Source organism: Chryseobacterium lathyri (assembly GCF_030812195.1).
Lineage (GTDB): Bacteria > Bacteroidota > Bacteroidia > Flavobacteriales > Weeksellaceae > Chryseobacterium > Chryseobacterium lathyri_A.
Genome location: NZ_JAUSSF010000002.1, coordinates 235,831 through 256,376, shown reverse-complemented (window position 1 = coordinate 256,376; position 20,546 = coordinate 235,831). Strand labels below are relative to the sequence as shown.

Below are 20,546 nucleotides of genomic sequence, written 5' to 3'. Positions count from 1 at the left end.
GTTTATTTTTTTTCAGAAAGAAATTTTTCCAATTGTTTTTCCATCTTTTCTACCTTTTCAGATTGAATCTTTAACTTTTTATTCTGCTCAATAGAGTACAGGGTTAGTTCTTCAATTTTTTCAAGGAGTTTAGCATTCATTTCTGCTACATTAATACCGTCTTGTAAAACCTTTTCTGCTGAAGGGATATTGGGGAGATGACCATTTTCCTGAATGTGTTTTTCCACCTCTTCCAAAGAGTTTAGTTTATAGTCTTTTTCAAATACATAATCTGCCCAGACATTTGCTTTTACTTCGACTTCTTTAGCCACAATTTTACCGTCATATCTTGCAATTCCATTATTGAAAAATTTTACCCAAGTGCCACGAGTACCATCGTTGATTCCAATATAGGATGTTCCATCATTATTATTATTGGGAAGTGAAAGTATAATATTATGGGTTTTCCCTAAGTTTCTGAGAACAGTATCTCCTGCTTTTTCCCCATAACAGCCATCGCATCCTGCTTTTGCAATCTGAAACCTTCCTAGTGAATTAGCGATTTCAACAAGAGTACTTTCACTATTATAGACTCTTAAATCTGCAGGAGAGGTTACATCAATATCATTTAATCCAATTCTGGCATTTCCAGCAGGAAGTAATCGAAATCCGGCATTATTATTAGATTTTAAAATTAATGGTTGATTATCAGTTGTTCCGACGAAGTTATTGGAAGAATTGGTTCCCGAATTACCTGTTGTATTCCAACTCTGTGCAAATAGAGAAGAAGCCGAGAGGCTTAAAATGAAGAATAAAGACTGTTTCATAGTTTCTGTAAGTGTATAAATGTTTTTTTTAATGGTAGTGTAATATTCACTAGGTAAGTGGGTGAAAGGCTGTTACTTTTTTAAGTTAGCAAGTTGTGTTTTTTTTGCAAAAGTAAAGAATATCTGCATGAAAAACAGATAATAATGATAGAAATCATTAAAATGGGAATTATATAGTGCTGAATTTTAAAAAGCATAATATTTTTAGTTAAAATTCCTTTTAATTCAAAAAAATATTAAGTAGGAAAAGCTAAAAAAATGCCGATTTTTATGTTTTAAATTATTGTTTATCAGTGATTTGTGTTGATTTGGAAGATGTGGTGTTCTTTAAGAAGTAAAATTAGATACTACAGTCTTCCATTTAGAAAAAAACTTTACCTTTGTCCATATGAACCTGTTAAGATGGATACTTGCATTCTATTTCATGGCATTATCACTGATGCCATGCGAAGATGTGCACCGTCCTGCAGAGCCTTCAGAAGTTAAACTGTCATTTAATATTCAGGAATCTCACTCAAAGGACAAAGGTGATATTTGTTCACCGCTGTGTACTTGCAGCTGCTGCCAGATGACGGTGTCTTCTTTCAAAATGGATCCTTTGCTTGAAATTCAGAGCCATGTTCAGGCTTACTTTTCAAAGAAAATTCTTTTCCAGAAAAACAATTTCGCTTACCAGATGTATGACCATATCTGGCAGCCTCCTAAGATTTAATTTTTATTGATTAATAGGAAGTTACGCTTTCTATCTCTTGAACTTTGCAATACCATTGCAGAGGTCTTCGTGATATTTTTGCAACGGCATATCGCCGTATGCAGTTATTACCAATAAAAAATTAAATACAGATCGTGTTAGATAAAATCATAAAATTCAGTATCAAAAACAAGGTGATTGTGGGTATCATGACCCTGCTTCTCATTATCTGGGGAGTGTGGAGTGCTACAAAACTGCCCATAGATGCGGTACCTGATATAACCAACAATCAGGTGCAGATCATCACAGCATGTCCTACATTGGCAGGACAGGAAGTAGAACAGCTTGTTACCTTTCCCATAGAGCAGAGTATTGCCAATGTTCCGGATATCCAGGAAACCAGAAGTATTTCAAGATTCGGGCTTTCCGTGATCACGGTGGTGTTCAAAGAAAATGTAGACGTTTATTTTGCCAGGCAGCTGATCAATGAACAGTTGAAGCTGGCCGTTGAAGAAATCCCCGAAGGAGTGGGAACTCCCGAGCTTGCTCCTGTAAGTACCGGCCTCGGGGAAGTATATCAGTACATTCTTCACCCGAAAAAAGGCAGCGAAAAGAAATATTCCGCCAAAGAACTCCGCACCATGCAGGACTGGATCGTCCGCAGGCAGCTGAACGGAACTCCCGGTGTTGCTGAAATCAACAGTTTCGGAGGAGAATTGAAACAATATGAAGTAGGGGTAAATCCTGACCGGCTTAAAGCAATGGGCGTAAGCATTTCCGACATCTTTACCGCCTTGGAAAAAAATAACCAAAATACCGGTGGAGCTTACATAGACAAAAAACCGAATGCCTATTTTATCCGTGGAATAGGCTTTGTAACCTCATTGGAAGACATTAAAAATATTTCCGTTAAAAATGAAACAGGAAGCGTTCCGATTTTTATAAAAGATGTTGCAGATGTACGTTTTGGAAGTGCTGTGCGTTATGGAGCATTAACCTACAACGGAAAGGTAGATGCGGTAGGTGGCGTTGTTATGATGCTGAAAGGAGCGAACAGTAACGATGTTGTCAGCCGTATTAAAGCTAAAATCCCAACTATTCAGAAATCCCTTCCCGATGACGTGGTCATAGAGCCTTTCCTGGATAGAACAGACCTTGTAGGAAGAGCGATCAATACGGTAGAAAAAAACCTGATAGAAGGTGCTCTGATCGTTATTTTCGTCCTGGTGGTTTTCCTTGGAAACCTTAGAGCAGGACTTATTGTAGCTTCAGCCATTCCATTATCCCTTCTTTTTGCTTTGGGGATGATGAATGTTTTTGGAGTCAGTGCCAATTTAATGAGCCTTGGAGCCATAGATTTCGGATTGATTGTAGACGGTGCAGTAATTATTGTGGAAGCCACTTTACATCACTTAGGTGTAAGGAAATCTGTGCGGAATCTTACTCAGAACGAAATGGATGAGGAAGTTTTCCTTTCCGCATCCAAGATCAGAAGCAGTGCTGCTTTCGGAGAGATCATTATCCTAATCGTTTATATTCCGATTCTTACATTGGCCGGAGTAGAAGGGAAAATGTTCACCCCGATGGCTAAAACAGTAGGATTTGCCATTTTAGGAGCCTTGATCCTTTCACTGACCTATATTCCAATGATGAGCGCCCTGTTTTTGTCCAAAAAGATTTCGCATAAAGAAACCTTTTCAGATAAGATGATGAATTTCCTGCAGAAAATCTATCAGCCGATGCTTCATAAAGCGATAAAGGTAAAATACATCATTGTTTCAGCCACGGTTTTCATATTTGTCATCAGCGCTTTTATTTTCAAAAATATGGGTGGCGAATTTATTCCGCAGCTTCAGGAAGGAGATTATGCATTTCACTGCATCCTTCCGCAGGGAAGTTCACTCAGCCAGAGTATCGAAACCTCCATGCAGGCTTCAAGAATTATCAAACAGTTTGATGAGGTGAAAATGGTCGTTGGAAAAACCGGTTCTGCTGAGGTTCCTACCGATCCGATGCCTCCGGAAGCCACTGACCTGATTGTTGTTTTAAAACCACAAAAAGAATGGAAATCAAAAAAATCATATACAGAACTCGCCGATGAGATCAGTGAGAAATTAGAAACCATTCCCGGTGTGTTCTTTGAAAAGAACCAGCCGATTCAGATGCGTTTCAATGAGCTGATGACGGGGATCAGGCAGGATGTTGCCGTTAAGATTTTTGGTGAAAACCTGGATTCACTGTCTATTTATGCAGATAAAGTAGGAAAGATCATCCAGACCGTTGACGGCGCAACGCCTCCGCAAATTGAAAGGATAAATGGACTTCCCCAGATCAACGTAGAATACGACAGAACGAGAATGGCCAATTATGGATTAAATATAGAAGACGTAAACAATGCTGTAAGTACAGCCTTTGCCGGAAAAGCAGCCGGGCAGGTTTTTGAAAATGAAAGACGTTTTGATCTTGTGGTTCGTCTCGACAGTCTTCACAGGACGAATATCGATGATGTGAATAATTTAATGATCGCGACAGGAACCGGAGCACAGATTCCCCTTTCCCAGGTAGCCAATGTCAGCTATAAACTGGGGCCTGCACAGATCAGCCGTGAAGAAGGGAAAAGAAGGATCGTTATTGGTTTCAATGTAAAAGACCGCGATGTACAAAGCGTGGTGAAAGATATTCAGGCCAGGCTGGATCAGCAGATCAAGTTGCCTTCCGGATATTATTTTACGTATGGCGGACAGTTTGAAAACCTCCAGGAAGCCAGTAAGCGTCTGATGATCGCAGTTCCGGTTTCTTTATTTCTGATCTTTATGTTACTTTATTTCACTTTCCACTCATTTAAGCAGGCCGCATTGATCTTTACAGCGATTCCGATGAGTGCTATCGGAGGTGTATTTGCCCTTCTTTTAAGAGATATGCCTTTCAGTATCAGTGCCGGAATCGGGTTTATTGCCCTTTTCGGAGTCGCAGTGCTTAACGGAATTGTTCTGATCGGAACTTTTAACCAACTGGAAAAAGAGGGCGAAACGGATGTGCTGAAAAGAGTATATGAAGGAACAAAAGCCAGACTAAGACCTGTTCTGATGACTGCAACAGTAGCTTCATTGGGGTTTCTGCCGATGGCGATTTCTACAGGAGCCGGAGCTGAGGTACAGAAACCTTTGGCAACCGTAGTCATCGGAGGATTGGTTACTGCTACATTCCTTACCTTATTTGTTCTGCCGATGCTCTATATTATTTTTAATTCAAAGATTCCAAAGATGAATAGAATGAAGCCAATCACTACAGTTATTGTACTTGGGTTTCTGATGTTCGGGCAGACATTCAACGCACAGACCAGACCAATTTCAGTAGATCAGGCAGTAGAAATGGCTGCCGAAAACAATTTGGTTTTAAAATCAAAAGATCTGAATATAAAATCTGCCGAAGCTTTGAAAGGAACGGCAAAAGAGCTTCCCAAATTAAATTTTGAAGCACAGCTGGGGCAATACAACAGTCCGAAATTCGACCAGTCATTTGCCATTTCGCAGAGTATTCCTTTTCCCACACTGTTCAAAGCAAGGAGAGAATTGATCACTGAAAATATAAAAAGTCGGCAGATCGAGAAAGAGGTTTCGGCGAATGAACTGACCAAACAGGTGAGAACATATTATTATCAGATCGAATATCTTCAGTATAATAAATTCAAACTGAAAGATCTTGACAGCCTTTATCAGGATTTTATCAGGATTGCAACGGTAAGATTTAAAGCGGGAGATATCAAGAAAATTGAAATTAACACCGCAGAAACCCAAAAAGGAGAGATCAGCCTGCTGCTGAAACAGAATGAAGTGTATTTAAATAATGCTTATAAAAATTTAAAGACATTATTGAATACTTCAGAAGATGTTGAAGTTCCCTTTAAAATCGATTACGAACCTTTGAGAACAGAAAACATCCTGGACAGTTCATCTGTAGCCAATAATCCTACGGTTAAAGCTTTTTATCATGAAATGGAAATTGCTGAAAAGAATAAAAATGTGGAAAAATCCCAGGGACTTCCTGAATTCAGTCTTGGTCTGACGAGCCAGTCGCTGATAGGCTTCCATACCAAAAACGGGCAGGAGAAATTCTATAATGCAGGCGACCGTTTCAATTCGTTCTCTGTAGGTGTTGCTATTCCTTTGACGTTTGGGGCAACAAAAGCCAGAATGCAATCTCTGGAATATGAAAAGCTGGCCGCTGAAACCAATGCAAAGATGCAGCAGAAACAACTTTCTGCACAGCTTGAAAACGCTTTCGGACAGTATCAGCAGGATATACAGCAGTATGAATATTATGTAAGTCAGGCCATTCCGAATGCTGAAAAAATTGTGAAAGCAGCCCAGCTAGGCTACAAAACAGGAGAGATCTCTTACGTAGAATATCTTTTTGCATTGCAGACGGCCACCAATATTCAGCTGAAATATTTAGAATCCATTCAGCAGGTCAATCAATCTGTAGTTACCATTAATTCAATCATCAATAAATAACATGAAAATAAAACACAATATCATATTTCTGACCGTCACGGCACTTTTACTTTTAAGCTGTGGAAAAAAAGAAACATCGGCTGAAAAATCAGAAGGGAAAACTGAAGTCGGCCATGAAGAAGCGCCGCAGACTATTGCTTCATTAACGGAAGACCAGATCAAATCGGTCGGAATATCGTTAGGTCCCATAGAAATGAAGGAACTTACTTCCACCGTCAAAGCGAATGGTCTTCTGAGAGTTCCCAACAATAATAAAGCTACCATCACCTCTCTGTACGGCGGAGTGATCAAAACCCTGAATGTACAGGTAGGAAGCATCGTAAAAAAGGGACAGGTAATCGCAACCATCGCCAATCCTGAATTTATCCGGTTACAGGAAGAATATCTGACAACGAACAGCAGAATAACCTATGCAGAGCAGGAATACAGAAGACAGCGTGAGCTTTTTGACAATGACGCAGGCGCAAAGAAAAACCTGCAGAGTTCAGATGCCGAGCTTAAAACCCTGAGAACGAAAAAAGCTTCCCTTCTGAGGCAGCTTCAGATGATGGGAATAAGCCCGGGAAAAGTGAACAATGGTAATATGAGATCCGGGTTGTTCATTACAGCACCTATCAGTGGAACGGTGAGCAGTATTTCGGCACAAATCGGAAGCTATGTAGATGTTTCGTCACCTGTGGCAGAGATCATTGATAACAATTCTATCCATCTTGACCTGCAGGTCTTTGAAAAAGATCTTCCTAAAATGAAAGTAGGGCAGATTGTGCATTTCAAGCTGACCAATAATCCTGAAACCGAATATGATGCCGTGGTTTACAGTGTAGGATCTTCTTTCGAAAACGAAAGCAAAACCGTTTCTGTACATGGCACAGTAACCGGAAATAAAGCAGGCCTCATCGATGGGATGAATATCACCGGAATTGTAAGTCTTGATAAAAATACAACTCCAGCCGTTCCTAATGAAGCCATCGTGGAAGCAGACGGAAAATACTATGTTTTCATCCGTACAGATAAAAAACCGGAGGAACATGAAAAAGAATCCGGAGATGATCACAAAGAAGAAAAAGAAAAACCTGCACAACATCAAAAAACCTTGAATTTTGAAAAAGTAGAAGTGATAAAGGGTACATCAGATATGGGCTATACAGCAATTACGCCCGTTAAAGGAATTCCTGCTGATGCGAGAATTGTAGTGAAGGGAGCCTTTTTTGTTAATGCTAAACTTTCCAATTCCGGCGGACATGAGCATTAAAATAATGAAATGATAATCGATTTATAGAAACAGGCCGGAAGAACTACCGATTTTTATGCCTAAATTAGAGGTGTTTACGGTACATTTTCAGGGGTCAGAATATAAGAAACATTCTAATACATCATTCAGTTATGCTGCTAAACAAGAAAATATCCATCTGGTATTTCATCCGTGAAATAAAATCCCAGATCCTGTATATGGGAATATTTGCTGTGTCCATAGGATTATTAGACCTTCTCCCATGGTTCCGGAAAATTTCACTTCCCCTTAATATTCCGGCTCTTTTAGGAACGGCTGTGTCATTGCTGCTGGCGTTCCGGACTTCCCAATCCTACGAAAGATGGTGGGAAGCCAGAACAGTCTGGGGTGCCATAGTGAATGATTCAAGAACGCTGATGAGGTTGATCATTCAGTTTTTCCCGGCAGGAGAAGATAAGATCATAAAAGAATTTGCAGAAAGACAGATCATCTGGACCTATGCACTTGGCGAATCTTTGAGAAGACAGCCTTTTTCAGACAGAGTTCAGAACTATCTGGATAAACATCAGATCAAAGCTGCCAATATTCCGAATGCACTTCTGGATGCACATTCCCAGCAGCTCAGAGATATTGCTTCTTCGAAAGGTTTAACAGACTTTCAGCAGATGCAGCTGAATGATATCATCACCAGGCTCTGCGACAGTATGGGAAAATGTGAAAGGCTGAAGAATACAGTTTTTCCAAGGTCTTACAGTATTTTGCTGCATACCTTAATCTATGTTTTTGCTGCCATCCTTCCTTTTGGACTGGATGATGCACAGTTAGCTGTTGAAATTATCATTACGTTCCTTATTCCGGTCATGTTTCTTGCGATCGAGAAAACATCCATTATCATGCAGGATCCTTTTGAAAATGGACCTGTAGATACGCCTGTGACCTCATTGGCACAAACCATCGAAATAAATATTAAACAGATGATAGGAGAGCAGAGCGTTCCTGCCAAAAAAGATAATTCTTTGTATTACGAAATGTGATTAACTAAAATTTCAGAAAAACATGGAAGAAACAAAAACACAGACAGGTTTACCGGCCAGCCGTCATAAAAAGAATCTGATTTATGTCTTGCTATTAAGGAAAAGAAAGTACATCTATAAAAATTAATCGTAGAAATGAAAAAAGATATAGAAACCAAACTCATTGATAAAAACACCAAGCCCACCAGCATGCGAATTCTGGTGTATGATTTTTTGAGCACGCAGGAAGCTGCACTGTCACTTTCTGAAGTCGAAAATCATTTCGATAATGCAGACAGGACCACTATTTACCGGACACTGAAAACGTTTGAAGAAAAAGGAATTGTTCACAGCATACAGGAAAATACCACTACAAAATATAAATTATGTGATGACGGCTGCGATGAGAAAACCCACAAAGACTGGCATCTGCATTTTTACTGCAAAATATGCAAGCAGACGACCTGCAGAGAAGATATTTCATTTCCTCAAAATGTTCAGGCCAATTTCAGAATCGATGAAATAAGACTTTTTGCCAAAGGAATTTGTGAGAACTGTCTTGAAAGTTTGCAATAGTATTGCATTGAGGATAACCTTAATTTTACATCAAAATAGTATTTATGGAAGAATGTTGCAGTACAAAACCAAAAAATAAAGAACAGCATACACACAATCACTCCGAAGGGGATGGGCATGATCACTCTCACGATACAGGAGACAAAACACCTTTTCAGATGTTTCTTCCTGCCATCATCTCTTTCCTGCTGTTGCTGATAGGAATAGCATTGGACAATTATATAAAAACAGAATGGTTTACAGGCTGGGTGCGTTTGGCCTGGTATCTGGTGGCCTATATTCCTGTAGGATTTCCCGTCTTAAAGGAAGCCTACGAGAGTATTGTTCACGGAGATGTCTTTTCTGAATTTTTCCTGATGGGAATTGCCACAGTAGGAGCATTTGCAATCGGGGAATATCCCGAAGGTGTTGCTGTAATGCTTTTCTATTCCGTAGGGGAAGTATTCCAGGGAATGGCCGTTTCAAGAGCCAAAGGAAACATCAAAGCCTTGCTGGATCAGCGTCCTGATGAGGTAACGATCATTGAAGCCAGCCAGCCAAAGACCATTAAAGCCAAAGAAGCCAAAATAGGAGATATTATCCAGTTGAAGCCCGGAGAAAAACTGGCTCTTGACGGTGAACTGATGTCTGAATCAGCTTCATTCAATACCGCAGCGCTCACAGGTGAAAGTAAACCGGATACAAAAACAAAAGGTGAAGCTGTACTGGCCGGGATGATCAATATGAACAGCATTGCTCTTGTAAAAGTGAATACCGCCTACGAAGACAGCAAGCTGAGTAAAATTCTGGAACTGGTTCAAAACGCGACCGCGCAGAAAGCACCGACCGAATTATTCATCAGAAAATTTGCAAAAGTATACACACCGATTGTCGTATTTCTTGCCATAGGAATCTGCCTTCTGCCATATTTATTTGTGGATGACTATCAGTTCAGAGAGTGGCTGTACAGAGCCTTGATCTTTCTTGTAATCTCATGTCCGTGTGCATTGGTGATCTCCATTCCGCTGGGATATTTCGGCGGAATCGGAGCGGCAAGCAGAAACGGAATCTTATTTAAAGGAAGTAATTTCTTAGACAGTATCGCAGAAATCCAGAATGTAGTGATGGATAAAACCGGGACCATGACGGAAGGCGTATTCAAAGTACAGAAAGCAAGCATTCAGCCAGAACTCAATAAAGATGAGATCCTTAAACTGGTCAATGTACTGGAAAGTAAAAGTACACACCCTGTAGCTACAGCGATCCACAACTATGCTGGCGAAATCGACCATTCTATCCCACTGGAGAATGTGGAAGAAATTGCAGGGCATGGCTTAAAAGCGTCAGTCAATGGAAAAGAATTGCTGGTAGGTAATTTTAAGCTGATGGATAAATTCAATATCAGCTACGATACCAGCCATGCCAATATTGTGTACACACTTATTGCCATAGCTTATGATAAAAAGTTTGCAGGCTACATTACCATTGCAGACAGTATAAAAAGTGATGCCCAAGAAACTGTTGACAGCCTGCATAGAATGGGCATAAAAGCCACCATGCTCAGTGGTGATAAAAGTACCGTTGTCAAATATGTGGCAGACCAGCTCGGTATCGACAATGCATTTGGAGATCTCTTACCGGAAGACAAAGTGAATAAAGTAAAAGAGATTAAAGCAAAAAATCAAACCGTAGCCTTTGTTGGTGATGGTGTGAATGATGCTCCTGTTGTTGCGCTCAGCGATGTAGGAATTGCCATGGGAGGACTCGGAAGCGATGCCACGATTGAAACCGCAGATGTCGTTATCCAGGATGATAAACCGAGCAAAATCCCAATGGCCATCAATATAGGTAAGCAAACCAAGAAGATTGTATGGCAGAATATTGTTTTAGCCTTCGCGGTAAAAGCAGTTGTCTTAGCCCTTGGAGCCGGAGGTTTAGCCACAATGTGGGAAGCTGTGTTTGCTGATGTGGGAGTAGCGATGCTGGCGATATTAAATGCAGTGAGGATTCAGAGGATGAAGTTTAATTAGGGAGTAGGTTGCAGGGTTGCAGGTAGCAGGTGCCAAACAATAGCTTCTAGGATGAAGCGACCCATTATTAGCGGTATAAAATTTTATCAGAGATAAAATCCTTGCGCCTTCAAGCATCCTTTTGTAATATTCTTTGCGCCTTTGCGATAAAAAACACGACATCATCCGTTTAAAAATAAAAACACCCAAACCCTTATAGATTTCCAAAATCTATAAGGGTTTTTCATACACAAAAAAGAATCTGCAAAATCACCACAATCCGCGAGAGAAAGAATAACTCAAAACCCCGTAACCCGAAACCCTCCCCACCAAAAATAATCAATGACATTCATCATAAATAATACATAAACCCAATTTGAGTAGTATATTTGTAGAACAGAACTGATCATTGAGATTTTTTATTTCCATATTCATCATTTTTACCATTGCATTACGCCCTGTTTTGCCATTGGTAAACTATGCTGTGAACTATGATTATATTGTGAAAAATCTCTGTGAGAACAGAAATATTCCTCAGTCAACGTGTAAAGGGAAGTGCTACGTCAGCAAAGAACTGGCGAAAACAGAAAAGCAGTCCAATAATTCCCAGGTCATTAAAATATCCGTTCTGGATGTTTTTGTTTCCCACGATACCCTTTCATTTTTAGGACAGAAAGAGTTTGATGCTGAAGATGCGGCCATACATTCACATTATGCTGTGGATCAAACTTCGGAATATTTTTCAAGGATATTCCATCCTCCTTTAGCTTAATTTCAACTATTCTTTTAGTTTTTTTATCAAAGTAACTTCGTTTTTATGGTTTGATATTGTTTTAAAAGCAATAAATAGTAAAAACGATGATTATCTCTGTGTTAAAAATTAATTTACACATTCATCATACTATTAATTTCAATTTACAATTAAAATGAAATCAAAAATTATTTTAACTGCATTATTGTCAGTTTCATTATTTGCATGTGCCCAGGAAACCCCTAAAGTAAAGCATAAGAAGAGCGCTACCCCTTCAAAATCGACGGCTAAGAAAGTAAAATTTGTCAATGCAGAAGATCCCATCTGCCACATGAAAACGGAAGATGATATGAAAGATACAGCAGTCTATAAAAATAAAACGTACGGTTTTTGCAGTAGTTACTGTAAGGACGAATTCAAAAAAAATCCTGAGAAATATGCCCAAAAATAATAAGACCAAGACCGGAGCAAAGAGAAAGGTGATTATTCCGATCGCGATTTTTGCCCTGCTGTTTCTGGGAATAGGGGTAGGAATGGGATATTTCAAGAAGAACCTATATACCGTAATGAAGGTTCCAGATTTTGAGCTCACCGACCAGAATAATAAAAAAATCACCAATAAAGATATGCTGGGTAAAGTCTATCTGGTAGAGTTCTTCTTTAGCAGATGTCCTACGATTTGTCCTGTAATGAACCGTAATATGAGATTTATTGAAGATGAGGTGAACAGTCCTGAATTCGGGATCATTTCAATAAGTATAGATCCGGAAAATGATACACCTGCAGCATTGAAAGAACATGCTAAAAGTGTAGGAGCCAAATCTCCGGACTGGCATTTTCTTACCGGAAACAGAGATTATATCGGAAAACTGGCAGACCAGCTCAATATCTACGTGGGAGATAAGGAAGACGACAGCGAAAGCCTTAACCACAGCGGAATGATCGCCTTAGTGGATAAAGAGGGGAATATCCGTTGCAGATACAATAAAGATAAAATGCCCATCCTGTATTACTCCGGACTGAATTATGAAGATCCGGAAGGAAAAACTCCGAAACTTACGGGGAAATATCATCCTGACCGGGAAATATTGATCGAGGATATTAAGAAATTATTGAAATAAAGTTTAGGGAAGGAAGATGGAAGAATGAAGCTGAAAGTTAATGATTAATGAATTCATGGATGCAGATGGTTAAAAAGATAAGATGAAAAAGTATAGATGAAGTATAGCCATCTTCAGACAGAAATGATTTCCATCGTGCCTCTTCCCTTTTATAAGTAATAAAAATATTGTTAAACCATAAAAACAAAACGTTTATGAAGATTTTGAAAATAGCAGCTTTAAGTGCCGTATTTGCTGCACAGTTCGCTTTTGCGCAGTTTAAGCAGACGCCGCTTCCGTATGCATACAATGCACTGGAAGGTTCGGTAGATGCACAGACAATGGAAATTCATTATTCAAAGCATGCTGCAGCTTATGTTGCCAATTTGAATAAAGCGATTGCCGGAACACCACAGGAAAAACAAACGCTTTTCCAAATCCTTTCGGGAGTTTCTAAACTTACGCCGGCAGTAAGAAACAATGCAGGAGGACATTACAACCACGAACTTTTCTGGACCGTTCTTACACCTGTAAAAAACACACAGCCTTCTGAAAAACTAGCTAAAGCAATTACGGAAACTTTCGGAAGCATGGATGCATTCAAAGAAAAGATCAGTAAAGCAGGTGCAGACCGTTTCGGTTCAGGATGGGCATGGCTTTCGGTGGATAAAAATGGAAAGTTATTCGTTTCTTCTACGGCAAACCAGGATAATCCTTTGATGGATGTCGTGGAAGAAAAAGGAACTCCGATTCTAGGAATTGATGTTTGGGAACATGCTTATTATCTGAAATACCAGAACAAAAGAGCGGATTATCTTACTGCAATCTGGAATGTGCTGAACTGGAAAGAGGTAAGCAAAAGATATGATGAAGCCCTAAGCAAGAAATAACAAATGAACTTAATTTGCAGCATATCCCTCACTTTATATATGGTGTTCAGGCCTCTGATCCCACTGATGGAATATGCTGTAAATTATGATTACATTTCCACTGTCCTCTGTATCAATAAAAGCAAACCGGAGCTTCACTGTAATGGAAAATGTTACTTGAGCAAAGAACTTGCAAAGACGAATAACTCTGATTCTTCGCCTTTAAACAAAACTAAAAATTCTGGACAGAAAATTCTTGATATCTGTACACTTCCTGAAATTACTTCTGTTCAAAATGTAGAAAAATTCCTTTCTGCAAATTTCAATTTTCTCTATGAAACAGCCTATTCTTTTCTGTTTCTCAGATCTATTTTCAAACCACCGGTTTTTTAAGTTCAATTTTAATCATTACAAAACTACAGAACGTATATAAGGTTCGCTGAAATTCAGTGTTCTTTTATATAGTTTTTCCATACACTTTAAATAACTGAAGTGTCAAAAAACTTTTGTGCCTTTTGTAGTTAAATAAATGAATGATCACCCATTCAAAAACATTTCTATTCATAAAATTCAACTTAAAAAATCAACATGAAAATTTATAAATTTTTATCATTATTCTTTATTGTCTTTAATGTGCTCACTTTATCATCATGCCGAAACAGCGATGATACCGATTCGCAGGACACTTCAACCGGAAATCTTCAGATAAAATTTGAAAACGGATTCAATAATCTGGGGAATATTGTGCTGAATCAAACTGTACAGACTTCTGCTTCCGGACAGAAACATAATTTCTCCGCTTTAAAATATGTCATCAGCAATATCACACTGATTGACGAAAGCGGAAATGAATTTAAATACAATGAAAATAATCCTGATAAAGGCGCTTTCATTGTAGATCAGGCAGATGCCGTTGCAGGAGTTGTTTATCTCGATCTGAACGGAATTCCGAAAAACAATTACAAGAAAGTAAGATTTGGACTTGGAATCAGTCAGAAGGCTTATCTGTTGGGGCAAAACGGGCAGGCAGAATTCTGGACGAAAGCCAAACAGAAAGGAATGTCGTGGTCATGGGCAGCCGGTTATGTCTTTATAAAACTGGAAGGGAAGTACGGGGGCAGTGCAGCAGATACGCAATTCATGAATCACACGGGAAACATGGGGAATGTAACGGCTAATAATACTCCGGATCTTTACCGGGAAATTACGTTGAATCTTCCGACAACCGCCAGAGTAACGGCTCAGATAAGACCTTCCATCCACATTCTTGCAGATCTTAATCAGTTTCTAAGTGGCAGCAAAACGCTTTCCCTTACTACAGAAAACAATATGATGATGGGCTCAAGCCAGCATTTGGTGGATGTTACGGATAACCTTACTGCGATGTTTAAAGTAGATCACGTTCACAATGATTAGGATTTTATTAAAAACAATGCTGCTGGTCATTACTTTTCTGAGCTGTTCTTCCTGTTCAGATGAGGTAATGCAGCCATTGGAAAAAGATGAGGCTTATTCTTTACGGTTCCCATCGTACTTTCCTGAAATGACTTTTGATGCATCCGGTAATCCGGTGACAAAAAACGGAGTAGAGCTGGGAAGAAATTTATTTTATGAGGGCAGGCTTTCCCGAAATAACACCATATCATGTGGTTTCTGCCATATTCAGGAAAATGCTTTTACGCACCATGGCCATACCGTGAGCCATGGAGTGGACGACAGAATAGGAATCCGTAATGCACCATCCATTCAAAACATGGCATTCCTGAAAAGATACATGTGGGACGGTGTGATCCATAATCTGAACGAACAGCCGATCATACCGATCACGGATGCCAATGAAATGGACAGTTCCATGCCCGAGGTGATCTCTAAATTAAAGAATGATCAGAGGTATAAAAAACTCTTCATGGCAGCTTATGGTGATGAAAATATAACTGGTGAAAGGATATTGAAGGCTCTGTCGCAGTTTATGGTAAGCATGATTTCCGCAGATTCGAAATATGACAGGGTTAAACAGGAAAAAGAAAACTTCACTTCCGAGGAATCTCAGGGATTAGCTCTTTTTGATCAGAAATGTGCTTCCTGCCACAGTGGAGAATTATTTACCGATGAGAGTTTCAGGAATACAGGAATGTATTACAATACCCAGTTCAAAGATGCGGGGCGTCATCGCGTGACCCTTGATCAGAATGACTGGATGAAATTCCGTGTGCCTAGCCTGAGAAATGTAGAACATACCGCACCTTATATGCATGATGGGAGATTTTACACACTGGAAGCAGTCCTTAATTTCTATTCAGATAATGTGGAGGATAACCCCAATCTTGATTCACAGCTGAAACAAAACGGACATGTCGGAATAGCGATGAACACTCAAGAAAAGCAGCTGATTATCGCCTTTTTGAAAACCTTATCTGATAAAAACTTTATTTCTAATCCAAAATTTGCAGAGTGATCATGATGAACATGAATAAAATAATCTTTATCCTCAGCTTGGCACTATCATTTGCATGCCATGCTGAAACAATTAACGACAGTATTTACATTGCAGATGATGTTAGCAGAATTGTACTGGATGACTGTGATGCGTGCGGTTGTGCAGCAGGAAACGGATCTTCCGGTTTTGAGTCTTTGCTGAATCCGCAGTTTGTCGGGATCAAATATTTTGCCCAGCATTATAAAGCCAAAGAAAACCTTTTTGTGAAAGACCTCACGCAGGACCAGTACTTCAATACCCTGCAGGTTTGGGGTAAAATTCCATTGACACAAAATCTGAGTGTATACGCCAGCCTGCCATTTCATTTTCATGAGAAGAGAACAATGCAGGGCGATATTAAAATCGATGGAATCGGAGACGTGAACCTGATGGGAATTTACCGGATCATCAGTTCCAAGGATAATTTTCATCAGCTTAACGGAGGTTTGGGTGTGAAGATTCCTTTGGGGAAATTTGATGAAAAAGGAGCTTCCGGCGTCAATCCAAGTTTTCAACTGGGAACGGGAAGCTGGGATTATCAGGCCGCTTTGAACTATAAGTTTCAAAAGAATAAGCTGGCTGTACTGATTAATACAGATTATACCGTAAAAACCGAAAATAAAAAGAATTACCGTTTCGGGAACCAGTGGAATTATGCTGCAACAGGGTTTTATCAGCTTGCAGAAAACGGAAAGACCATTTTCTCTGCCAAAGCCGGAGTTCAGGGTGAAGTCTATGATAAAAACAAACAGTTTGACGAGGTATTGCCTAAAACAGCCGGAAGTGCTTTATATGGAAAACTCGGGTTCGAGGCTTCGTATAAAAAGTTCAGTTTAGGAGGTGAAGTCATGCTGCCTGCCTATTCCAATCTTGCGGGCGGCGACATTGAAGCGAAATCCAGATTCAGTGTATTTATCAATTTTGGAATTTAATCTTATGGTGACCGAAATCTTGGTGGCTGCGATTTTCGCAGCCATCGGTTTTTAATACATTTTCTTAATCTATCTGTTGTTTTTCATAGTGCTGAGAATTAATTTATTATGTCTTGTATTGCATATATTAATTATTTTCTATCTTTGCCGCAATCTGGTGCGCTGTAAAAAGCACTTAAAAGGGAATCCGGTGAAAATCCGGGACAGACCCGCTGCTGTAAGCTCCACATCAAAGTTTTTGAAGAGTATATCCACTGTTTTTTAATGGGAAGGATTTCAAAAACGGAGTAAGTCAGAAGACCTGCCAGAAGATAAACGTTTGATGCTTTCGTGGAATAAAGCTTAGGACAACAATGATTCTGTGCAGTAACAGCTGCGCTTTATCTTTGCTATCTTATATCCATTAGCGTCAGCATTATTCTCAATGAGCTAATGGTCAGAAAATGTACTGCTTCACAGTTTAAAAAAGGTGTTATCATATTATTTGTGGCAGCATCTCAACTTATATTCTCACAATCCGGAGACACCATCAGGGAGAAAACCATTCTTCCTATCCAGCTTTACAAAAAAGATTTTAAAGAAATTCTTCCCGCACAGGTACTTTCCGGGGAACAGCTTGAAAGGCTGAACAGTCAGTCGGTGGCTGATGCTTTACGGTATTTTTCAGGAGTTCAGATCAAAGACTATGGCGGGATGGGCGGTCTGAAAACGGTAAATATCCGGAGTATGGGAAGCCAGCATGTAGGTGTTTTCTATGACGGTATCCAGCTGGGAAATGTTCAGAACGGAATCGTGGATCTCGGAAAGTTTTCACTGGATGATCTTGAAGCCATTTCTTTATATAACGGGCAGAAAAGTGAAATTTTTCAGCCGGCAAAGGATTTCGGATCTTCCGGGTCGATTTACCTTCAGCCTAAAACACCTGTTTTTAAAGGAAATCAGAAGACCAACTTAATGCTGAAGCTGAAATTAGGCTCTATCAGTTTGTTTAACCCTTCCTTCCGTCTGGAGCAGAAGCTTTCAGACAGAGTTTCGGCAAGTTTCAGCTCGGAATTTGTGCAGAGTGACGGCTTGTATAAATTTAAATACGAAAAGAAAAATTCTGACGGATCTGTTGCCAATGATACCATTGCCAGAAGATATGATTCCTATATCCGTGCGAAACGTTTTGAAACTGCTTTAAATGGGACCATTAATGATGGAAGCTGGAGCGTACGCGGTTATGGCTATATTTCCGATCGTGGAGTTCCTACGGCCATTGTTAACAATAATTTCAAGCCTAAGGGGCAGCAGATGCTGGATGAAAACTATTTTGTTCAGGCCAGTTTCCGTAAAAAGCTGTTTCCAAAATTCGAAACGCAGTTCAAAGCTAAATTTGCTTATGACTACACCCGGTTTTTAGATACAGTAAATGTAGCTACAACCGTTCTTCCGATAGATAATTCTTATGTTCAGAGAGAACTCTATTTTTCGAATTCCAATATGTATTCTGTTAATCAGAACTGGGATATAAGTGCAAGCTTTGACTTTCAGTATAATAATCTGGATGCCAGCCTGAGGGATTTTTCATATCCTACCCGATATACTTCGCTCGTTTCTTTTGCTACGACCTATCAGTGGAACCGGTTCAAATTTTTAGGAAGCATTCTGGGAACTTTTGTGCATGAAGAAGTGAAAATGAATGCAAAGTCTCCCGATAAAACCGAATGGACACCTTCTGCTTTTCTTAGTTATCAACCCTTTGAATCCAAAGATCTTACCGTAAGGGCTTTCTACAAAAGAGTGTTCAGAATGCCTACTTTCAATGATCTGTATTACACTATGATCGGGAATATCATGTTGAAACCCGAATACACGAATCAGTACGATGCAGGTTTTACCTACCAGAAACTCTATGATCATAAAGTTTTTAAAGGAATCTATGTGAAAGTGGATGGCTATTATAATGAAGTAGAAAACAAAATTATCGCTGTTCCTACCACCAATCTCTTCAGGTGGATGATGGTGAATTTGGGAGAAGTAAAAATCATCGGGGCAGACGTGAATGTTCAGGCTGAATTTGACATTCATAAAGTGAAACTGAAACCTTTGGTAAGCTATACCTATCAGCGTGCCGGAGACTATACTGATAAAAGTGACGACTATTACGGAGACCAGATCTCCTATGTGCCATGGCATACCGCGACTTTTACCATGATGACAGACTATAAAGACTGGAGTTTCAATTACAGTTTTATGTACACGGGAGAGCGTTATGATGCCCAGCTGAATAATATCAAAGCCAATTATCTTCAGCCATGGTACACGCATGATTTATCCGTTCAGAAAAAATTCAACTGGCATTCTCATCAGATTAAAGCCGGTTTTGAGGTCAATAACGTCCTTAATCAATACTATGACGTGGTAAGGAACTATCCGATGCCCGGAAGAAACTTTAAACTTATTGTAAGCTTTACCTTATGAAAAAACTAAACTTTTGCCTGCTGGCTTTTACTCTTTTATTTCTGTTCTCGTGCCGGACAGATGACAATGTGGTCCCTTCGGAGACAAAAGAGGTAAGTACCGGGGAAGATCTGCCTATTAAAGGTTTTTATCTTCTGAACGAAGGAAATATGGGGAGCAATAAATGTACGCTCGATTATTTCGATTATGCTACAGGAACGTACCGCAAAAATATTTACGGAGAAACCAATCCTTCTGTGGTAAAAGAGCTGGGCGATGTAGGAAATCATATCATGATTTACGGGAACAAAATGTATGTGGTGGTGAATGTTTCCAATAAAATTGAAGTACTGGAAGCGAAAACAGCCAAACGGATCAAAACCATACAGCTGCAGAACTGCCGTTATCTGGCATTTAAAGGCAATAAAGTTTATGCCAGCAGCTACGCAGGTCCTGTTGAACTGAATCCGAACTCTCCACCGGGAAAAGTAGTTGAAATTGATACGACATCACTGAGCATCGAAAGACAGGTTGTAGTAGGGTATCAGCCGGAAGAAATAGAAATTATGGGCGATCAGCTTTTTGTGGCCAATTCCGGGGGATATAGGTTCCCGGATTATGACAAAACTGTTTCCGTCATTGATCTGAATAGCTTTACTCAAACCAAGAAAATTGACGTAGCTATTAATCTTCATCGTATTAAAAAAGACAATTACGGAGATTTATATGTGAGCTCCAGAGGGGATTACTACAACATTCCATCCAGCCTTTTCCTTGTAGATGCCACTACCGGAACAGTGAAAAAAAACTTTCACGTCGCTGTCAGCGGAATGACGATTGTGAATGACAAGCTGTACTATTATGGAAATGAATTTAATTACAATACGCATACCTATGTCAAGACCTTTGGGATTATCGATGTAAAGACGGAACAGATTATTGCTAATAAAATTATTGACCAGCAGTATGTGGATGAGATCAAAGCTCCTTACGGAATTGCAGTAAATCCTTATACGGAAGATATCTATTTAACGGATGCGAAAAACTACGTGACTACCGGATATGTATACTGTTTCGATAAGGGCGGAAAATTCAAGTGGAAAACAGAAGGCGGGAATATCCCTGCTCATTTTGCTTTTTTATATAAATAATCAGAT

17 protein-coding genes and 1 riboswitch are annotated in these 20,546 nt (G+C 39.5%); of the genes, 16 read left to right on the top strand and 1 reads right to left on the bottom strand.

What is annotated here, in order from left to right:
* Nucleotides 1-2: 2 nt before the first annotated feature.
* Complete coding sequence (locus J2T03_RS11415; protein WP_307211305.1) at nucleotides 3-806, bottom strand: cell wall anchor protein; 804 nt, start codon at nucleotides 804-806, stop codon at nucleotides 3-5.
* 388 nt (nucleotides 807-1,194) lie between these two features.
* Between J2T03_RS11415 and J2T03_RS11410 the strand changes: the two genes are divergently transcribed.
* The 16 genes from J2T03_RS11410 to J2T03_RS11335 all read left to right on the top strand — a co-directional run bounded on the left by J2T03_RS11410 (nucleotide 1,195) and on the right by J2T03_RS11335 (nucleotide 20,540).
* Nucleotides 1,195-1,518 carry a DUF6660 family protein gene (locus J2T03_RS11410; RefSeq protein WP_306840472.1) on the top strand — a complete coding sequence of 108 codons (324 nt, stop codon included), beginning with the start codon at nucleotides 1,195-1,197 and terminating at the stop codon, nucleotides 1,516-1,518.
* 134 nt (nucleotides 1,519-1,652) lie between these two features.
* Nucleotides 1,653-6,011, top strand: a complete 4,359-nt coding sequence (locus J2T03_RS11405; RefSeq protein WP_307211303.1) for a CusA/CzcA family heavy metal efflux RND transporter — start codon at nucleotides 1,653-1,655, stop codon at nucleotides 6,009-6,011.
* Between the two features lies 1 nt (nucleotide 6,012).
* Entirely contained in the window at nucleotides 6,013-7,263 is a 1,251-nt protein-coding gene (locus J2T03_RS11400) for an efflux RND transporter periplasmic adaptor subunit (RefSeq protein ID WP_307211302.1), read from the top strand.
* A gap of 131 nt (nucleotides 7,264-7,394) precedes the next feature.
* A complete protein-coding gene (locus J2T03_RS11395; protein WP_306840469.1) occupies nucleotides 7,395-8,276 on the top strand; it encodes a bestrophin family protein in 882 nt (293 codons plus the stop codon).
* A 135-nt stretch (nucleotides 8,277-8,411) separates the two neighbouring features.
* The gene (locus J2T03_RS11390; RefSeq protein ID WP_073330184.1) at nucleotides 8,412-8,831 is read left to right on the top strand and encodes a Fur family transcriptional regulator; all 420 of its coding nucleotides are present in this window, start codon (nucleotides 8,412-8,414) and stop codon (nucleotides 8,829-8,831) included.
* Between the two features lie 44 nt (nucleotides 8,832-8,875).
* Nucleotides 8,876-10,840, top strand: a complete 1,965-nt coding sequence (locus J2T03_RS11385; RefSeq protein WP_307211300.1) for a heavy metal translocating P-type ATPase — start codon at nucleotides 8,876-8,878, stop codon at nucleotides 10,838-10,840.
* A 388-nt stretch (nucleotides 10,841-11,228) separates the two neighbouring features.
* Nucleotides 11,229-11,591, top strand: a complete 363-nt coding sequence (locus tag J2T03_RS11380) for a hypothetical protein (RefSeq protein WP_307211298.1) — start codon at nucleotides 11,229-11,231, stop codon at nucleotides 11,589-11,591.
* Nucleotides 11,592-11,745: 154 nt separating this feature from the next.
* Entirely contained in the window at nucleotides 11,746-12,021 is a 276-nt protein-coding gene (locus tag J2T03_RS11375; RefSeq protein ID WP_307211296.1) for a YHS domain-containing protein, read from the top strand.
* Nucleotides 12,008-12,691 carry an SCO family protein gene (locus J2T03_RS11370; protein ID WP_307211294.1) on the top strand — a complete coding sequence of 228 codons (684 nt, stop codon included), beginning with the start codon at nucleotides 12,008-12,010 and terminating at the stop codon, nucleotides 12,689-12,691. Before J2T03_RS11375 ends, J2T03_RS11370 begins: the two co-directional genes overlap by 14 nt.
* A gap of 194 nt (nucleotides 12,692-12,885) precedes the next feature.
* Nucleotides 12,886-13,560, top strand: a complete 675-nt coding sequence (locus J2T03_RS11365) for a superoxide dismutase (RefSeq protein WP_307211292.1) — start codon at nucleotides 12,886-12,888, stop codon at nucleotides 13,558-13,560.
* Between the two features lie 3 nt (nucleotides 13,561-13,563).
* Nucleotides 13,564-13,932 (top strand): hypothetical protein, encoded by a 369-nt coding sequence (locus tag J2T03_RS11360; protein ID WP_307211289.1) that lies wholly within the window; start codon nucleotides 13,564-13,566, stop codon nucleotides 13,930-13,932.
* 195 nt (nucleotides 13,933-14,127) lie between these two features.
* Complete coding sequence (locus tag J2T03_RS11355; RefSeq protein ID WP_307211287.1) at nucleotides 14,128-14,955, top strand: MbnP family protein; 828 nt, start codon at nucleotides 14,128-14,130, stop codon at nucleotides 14,953-14,955.
* Nucleotides 14,948-15,994, top strand: coding sequence for a cytochrome-c peroxidase (locus tag J2T03_RS11350; protein WP_307211285.1), 1,047 nt, complete (start codon nucleotides 14,948-14,950; stop codon nucleotides 15,992-15,994). The genes J2T03_RS11355 and J2T03_RS11350 overlap by 8 nt, the downstream gene beginning before the upstream one ends.
* An 11-nt stretch (nucleotides 15,995-16,005) precedes the next feature.
* A complete protein-coding gene (locus J2T03_RS11345) occupies nucleotides 16,006-16,947 on the top strand; it encodes a transporter (protein WP_307211284.1) in 942 nt (313 codons plus the stop codon).
* 138 nt (nucleotides 16,948-17,085) lie between these two features.
* Nucleotides 17,086-17,270: riboswitch (cobalamin riboswitch) on the top strand.
* Nucleotides 17,271-17,379: 109 nt separating this feature from the next.
* Complete coding sequence (locus tag J2T03_RS11340; RefSeq protein ID WP_307211282.1) at nucleotides 17,380-19,410, top strand: TonB-dependent receptor plug domain-containing protein; 2,031 nt, start codon at nucleotides 17,380-17,382, stop codon at nucleotides 19,408-19,410.
* Nucleotides 19,407-20,540 (top strand): YncE family protein, encoded by a 1,134-nt coding sequence (locus J2T03_RS11335; RefSeq protein WP_306840458.1) that lies wholly within the window; start codon nucleotides 19,407-19,409, stop codon nucleotides 20,538-20,540. The genes J2T03_RS11340 and J2T03_RS11335 overlap by 4 nt, the downstream gene beginning before the upstream one ends.
* Nucleotides 20,541-20,546: the final 6 nt, after the last annotated feature.

Coding starts and splice junctions, on each gene's coding strand:
- J2T03_RS11415 (WP_307211305.1), bottom strand. CDS start 806: ATGAAACAGTCTTTATTCTTCATTTTAAGCCTCTCGGCTTCTTCTCTA.
- J2T03_RS11410 (WP_306840472.1), top strand. CDS start 1,195: ATGAACCTGTTAAGATGGATACTTGCATTCTATTTCATGGCATTATCA.
- J2T03_RS11400 (WP_307211302.1), top strand. CDS start 6,013: ATGAAAATAAAACACAATATCATATTTCTGACCGTCACGGCACTTTTA.
- J2T03_RS11395 (WP_306840469.1), top strand. CDS start 7,395: ATGCTGCTAAACAAGAAAATATCCATCTGGTATTTCATCCGTGAAATA.
- J2T03_RS11390 (WP_073330184.1), top strand. CDS start 8,412: ATGAAAAAAGATATAGAAACCAAACTCATTGATAAAAACACCAAGCCC.
- J2T03_RS11385 (WP_307211300.1), top strand. CDS start 8,876: ATGGAAGAATGTTGCAGTACAAAACCAAAAAATAAAGAACAGCATACA.
- J2T03_RS11375 (WP_307211296.1), top strand. CDS start 11,746: ATGAAATCAAAAATTATTTTAACTGCATTATTGTCAGTTTCATTATTT.
- J2T03_RS11370 (WP_307211294.1), top strand. CDS start 12,008: ATGCCCAAAAATAATAAGACCAAGACCGGAGCAAAGAGAAAGGTGATT.
- J2T03_RS11365 (WP_307211292.1), top strand. CDS start 12,886: ATGAAGATTTTGAAAATAGCAGCTTTAAGTGCCGTATTTGCTGCACAG.
- J2T03_RS11360 (WP_307211289.1), top strand. CDS start 13,564: ATGAACTTAATTTGCAGCATATCCCTCACTTTATATATGGTGTTCAGG.
- J2T03_RS11355 (WP_307211287.1), top strand. CDS start 14,128: ATGAAAATTTATAAATTTTTATCATTATTCTTTATTGTCTTTAATGTG.
- J2T03_RS11350 (WP_307211285.1), top strand. CDS start 14,948: ATGATTAGGATTTTATTAAAAACAATGCTGCTGGTCATTACTTTTCTG.
- J2T03_RS11345 (WP_307211284.1), top strand. CDS start 16,006: ATGAATAAAATAATCTTTATCCTCAGCTTGGCACTATCATTTGCATGC.
- J2T03_RS11340 (WP_307211282.1), top strand. CDS start 17,380: ATGGTCAGAAAATGTACTGCTTCACAGTTTAAAAAAGGTGTTATCATA.
- J2T03_RS11335 (WP_306840458.1), top strand. CDS start 19,407: ATGAAAAAACTAAACTTTTGCCTGCTGGCTTTTACTCTTTTATTTCTG.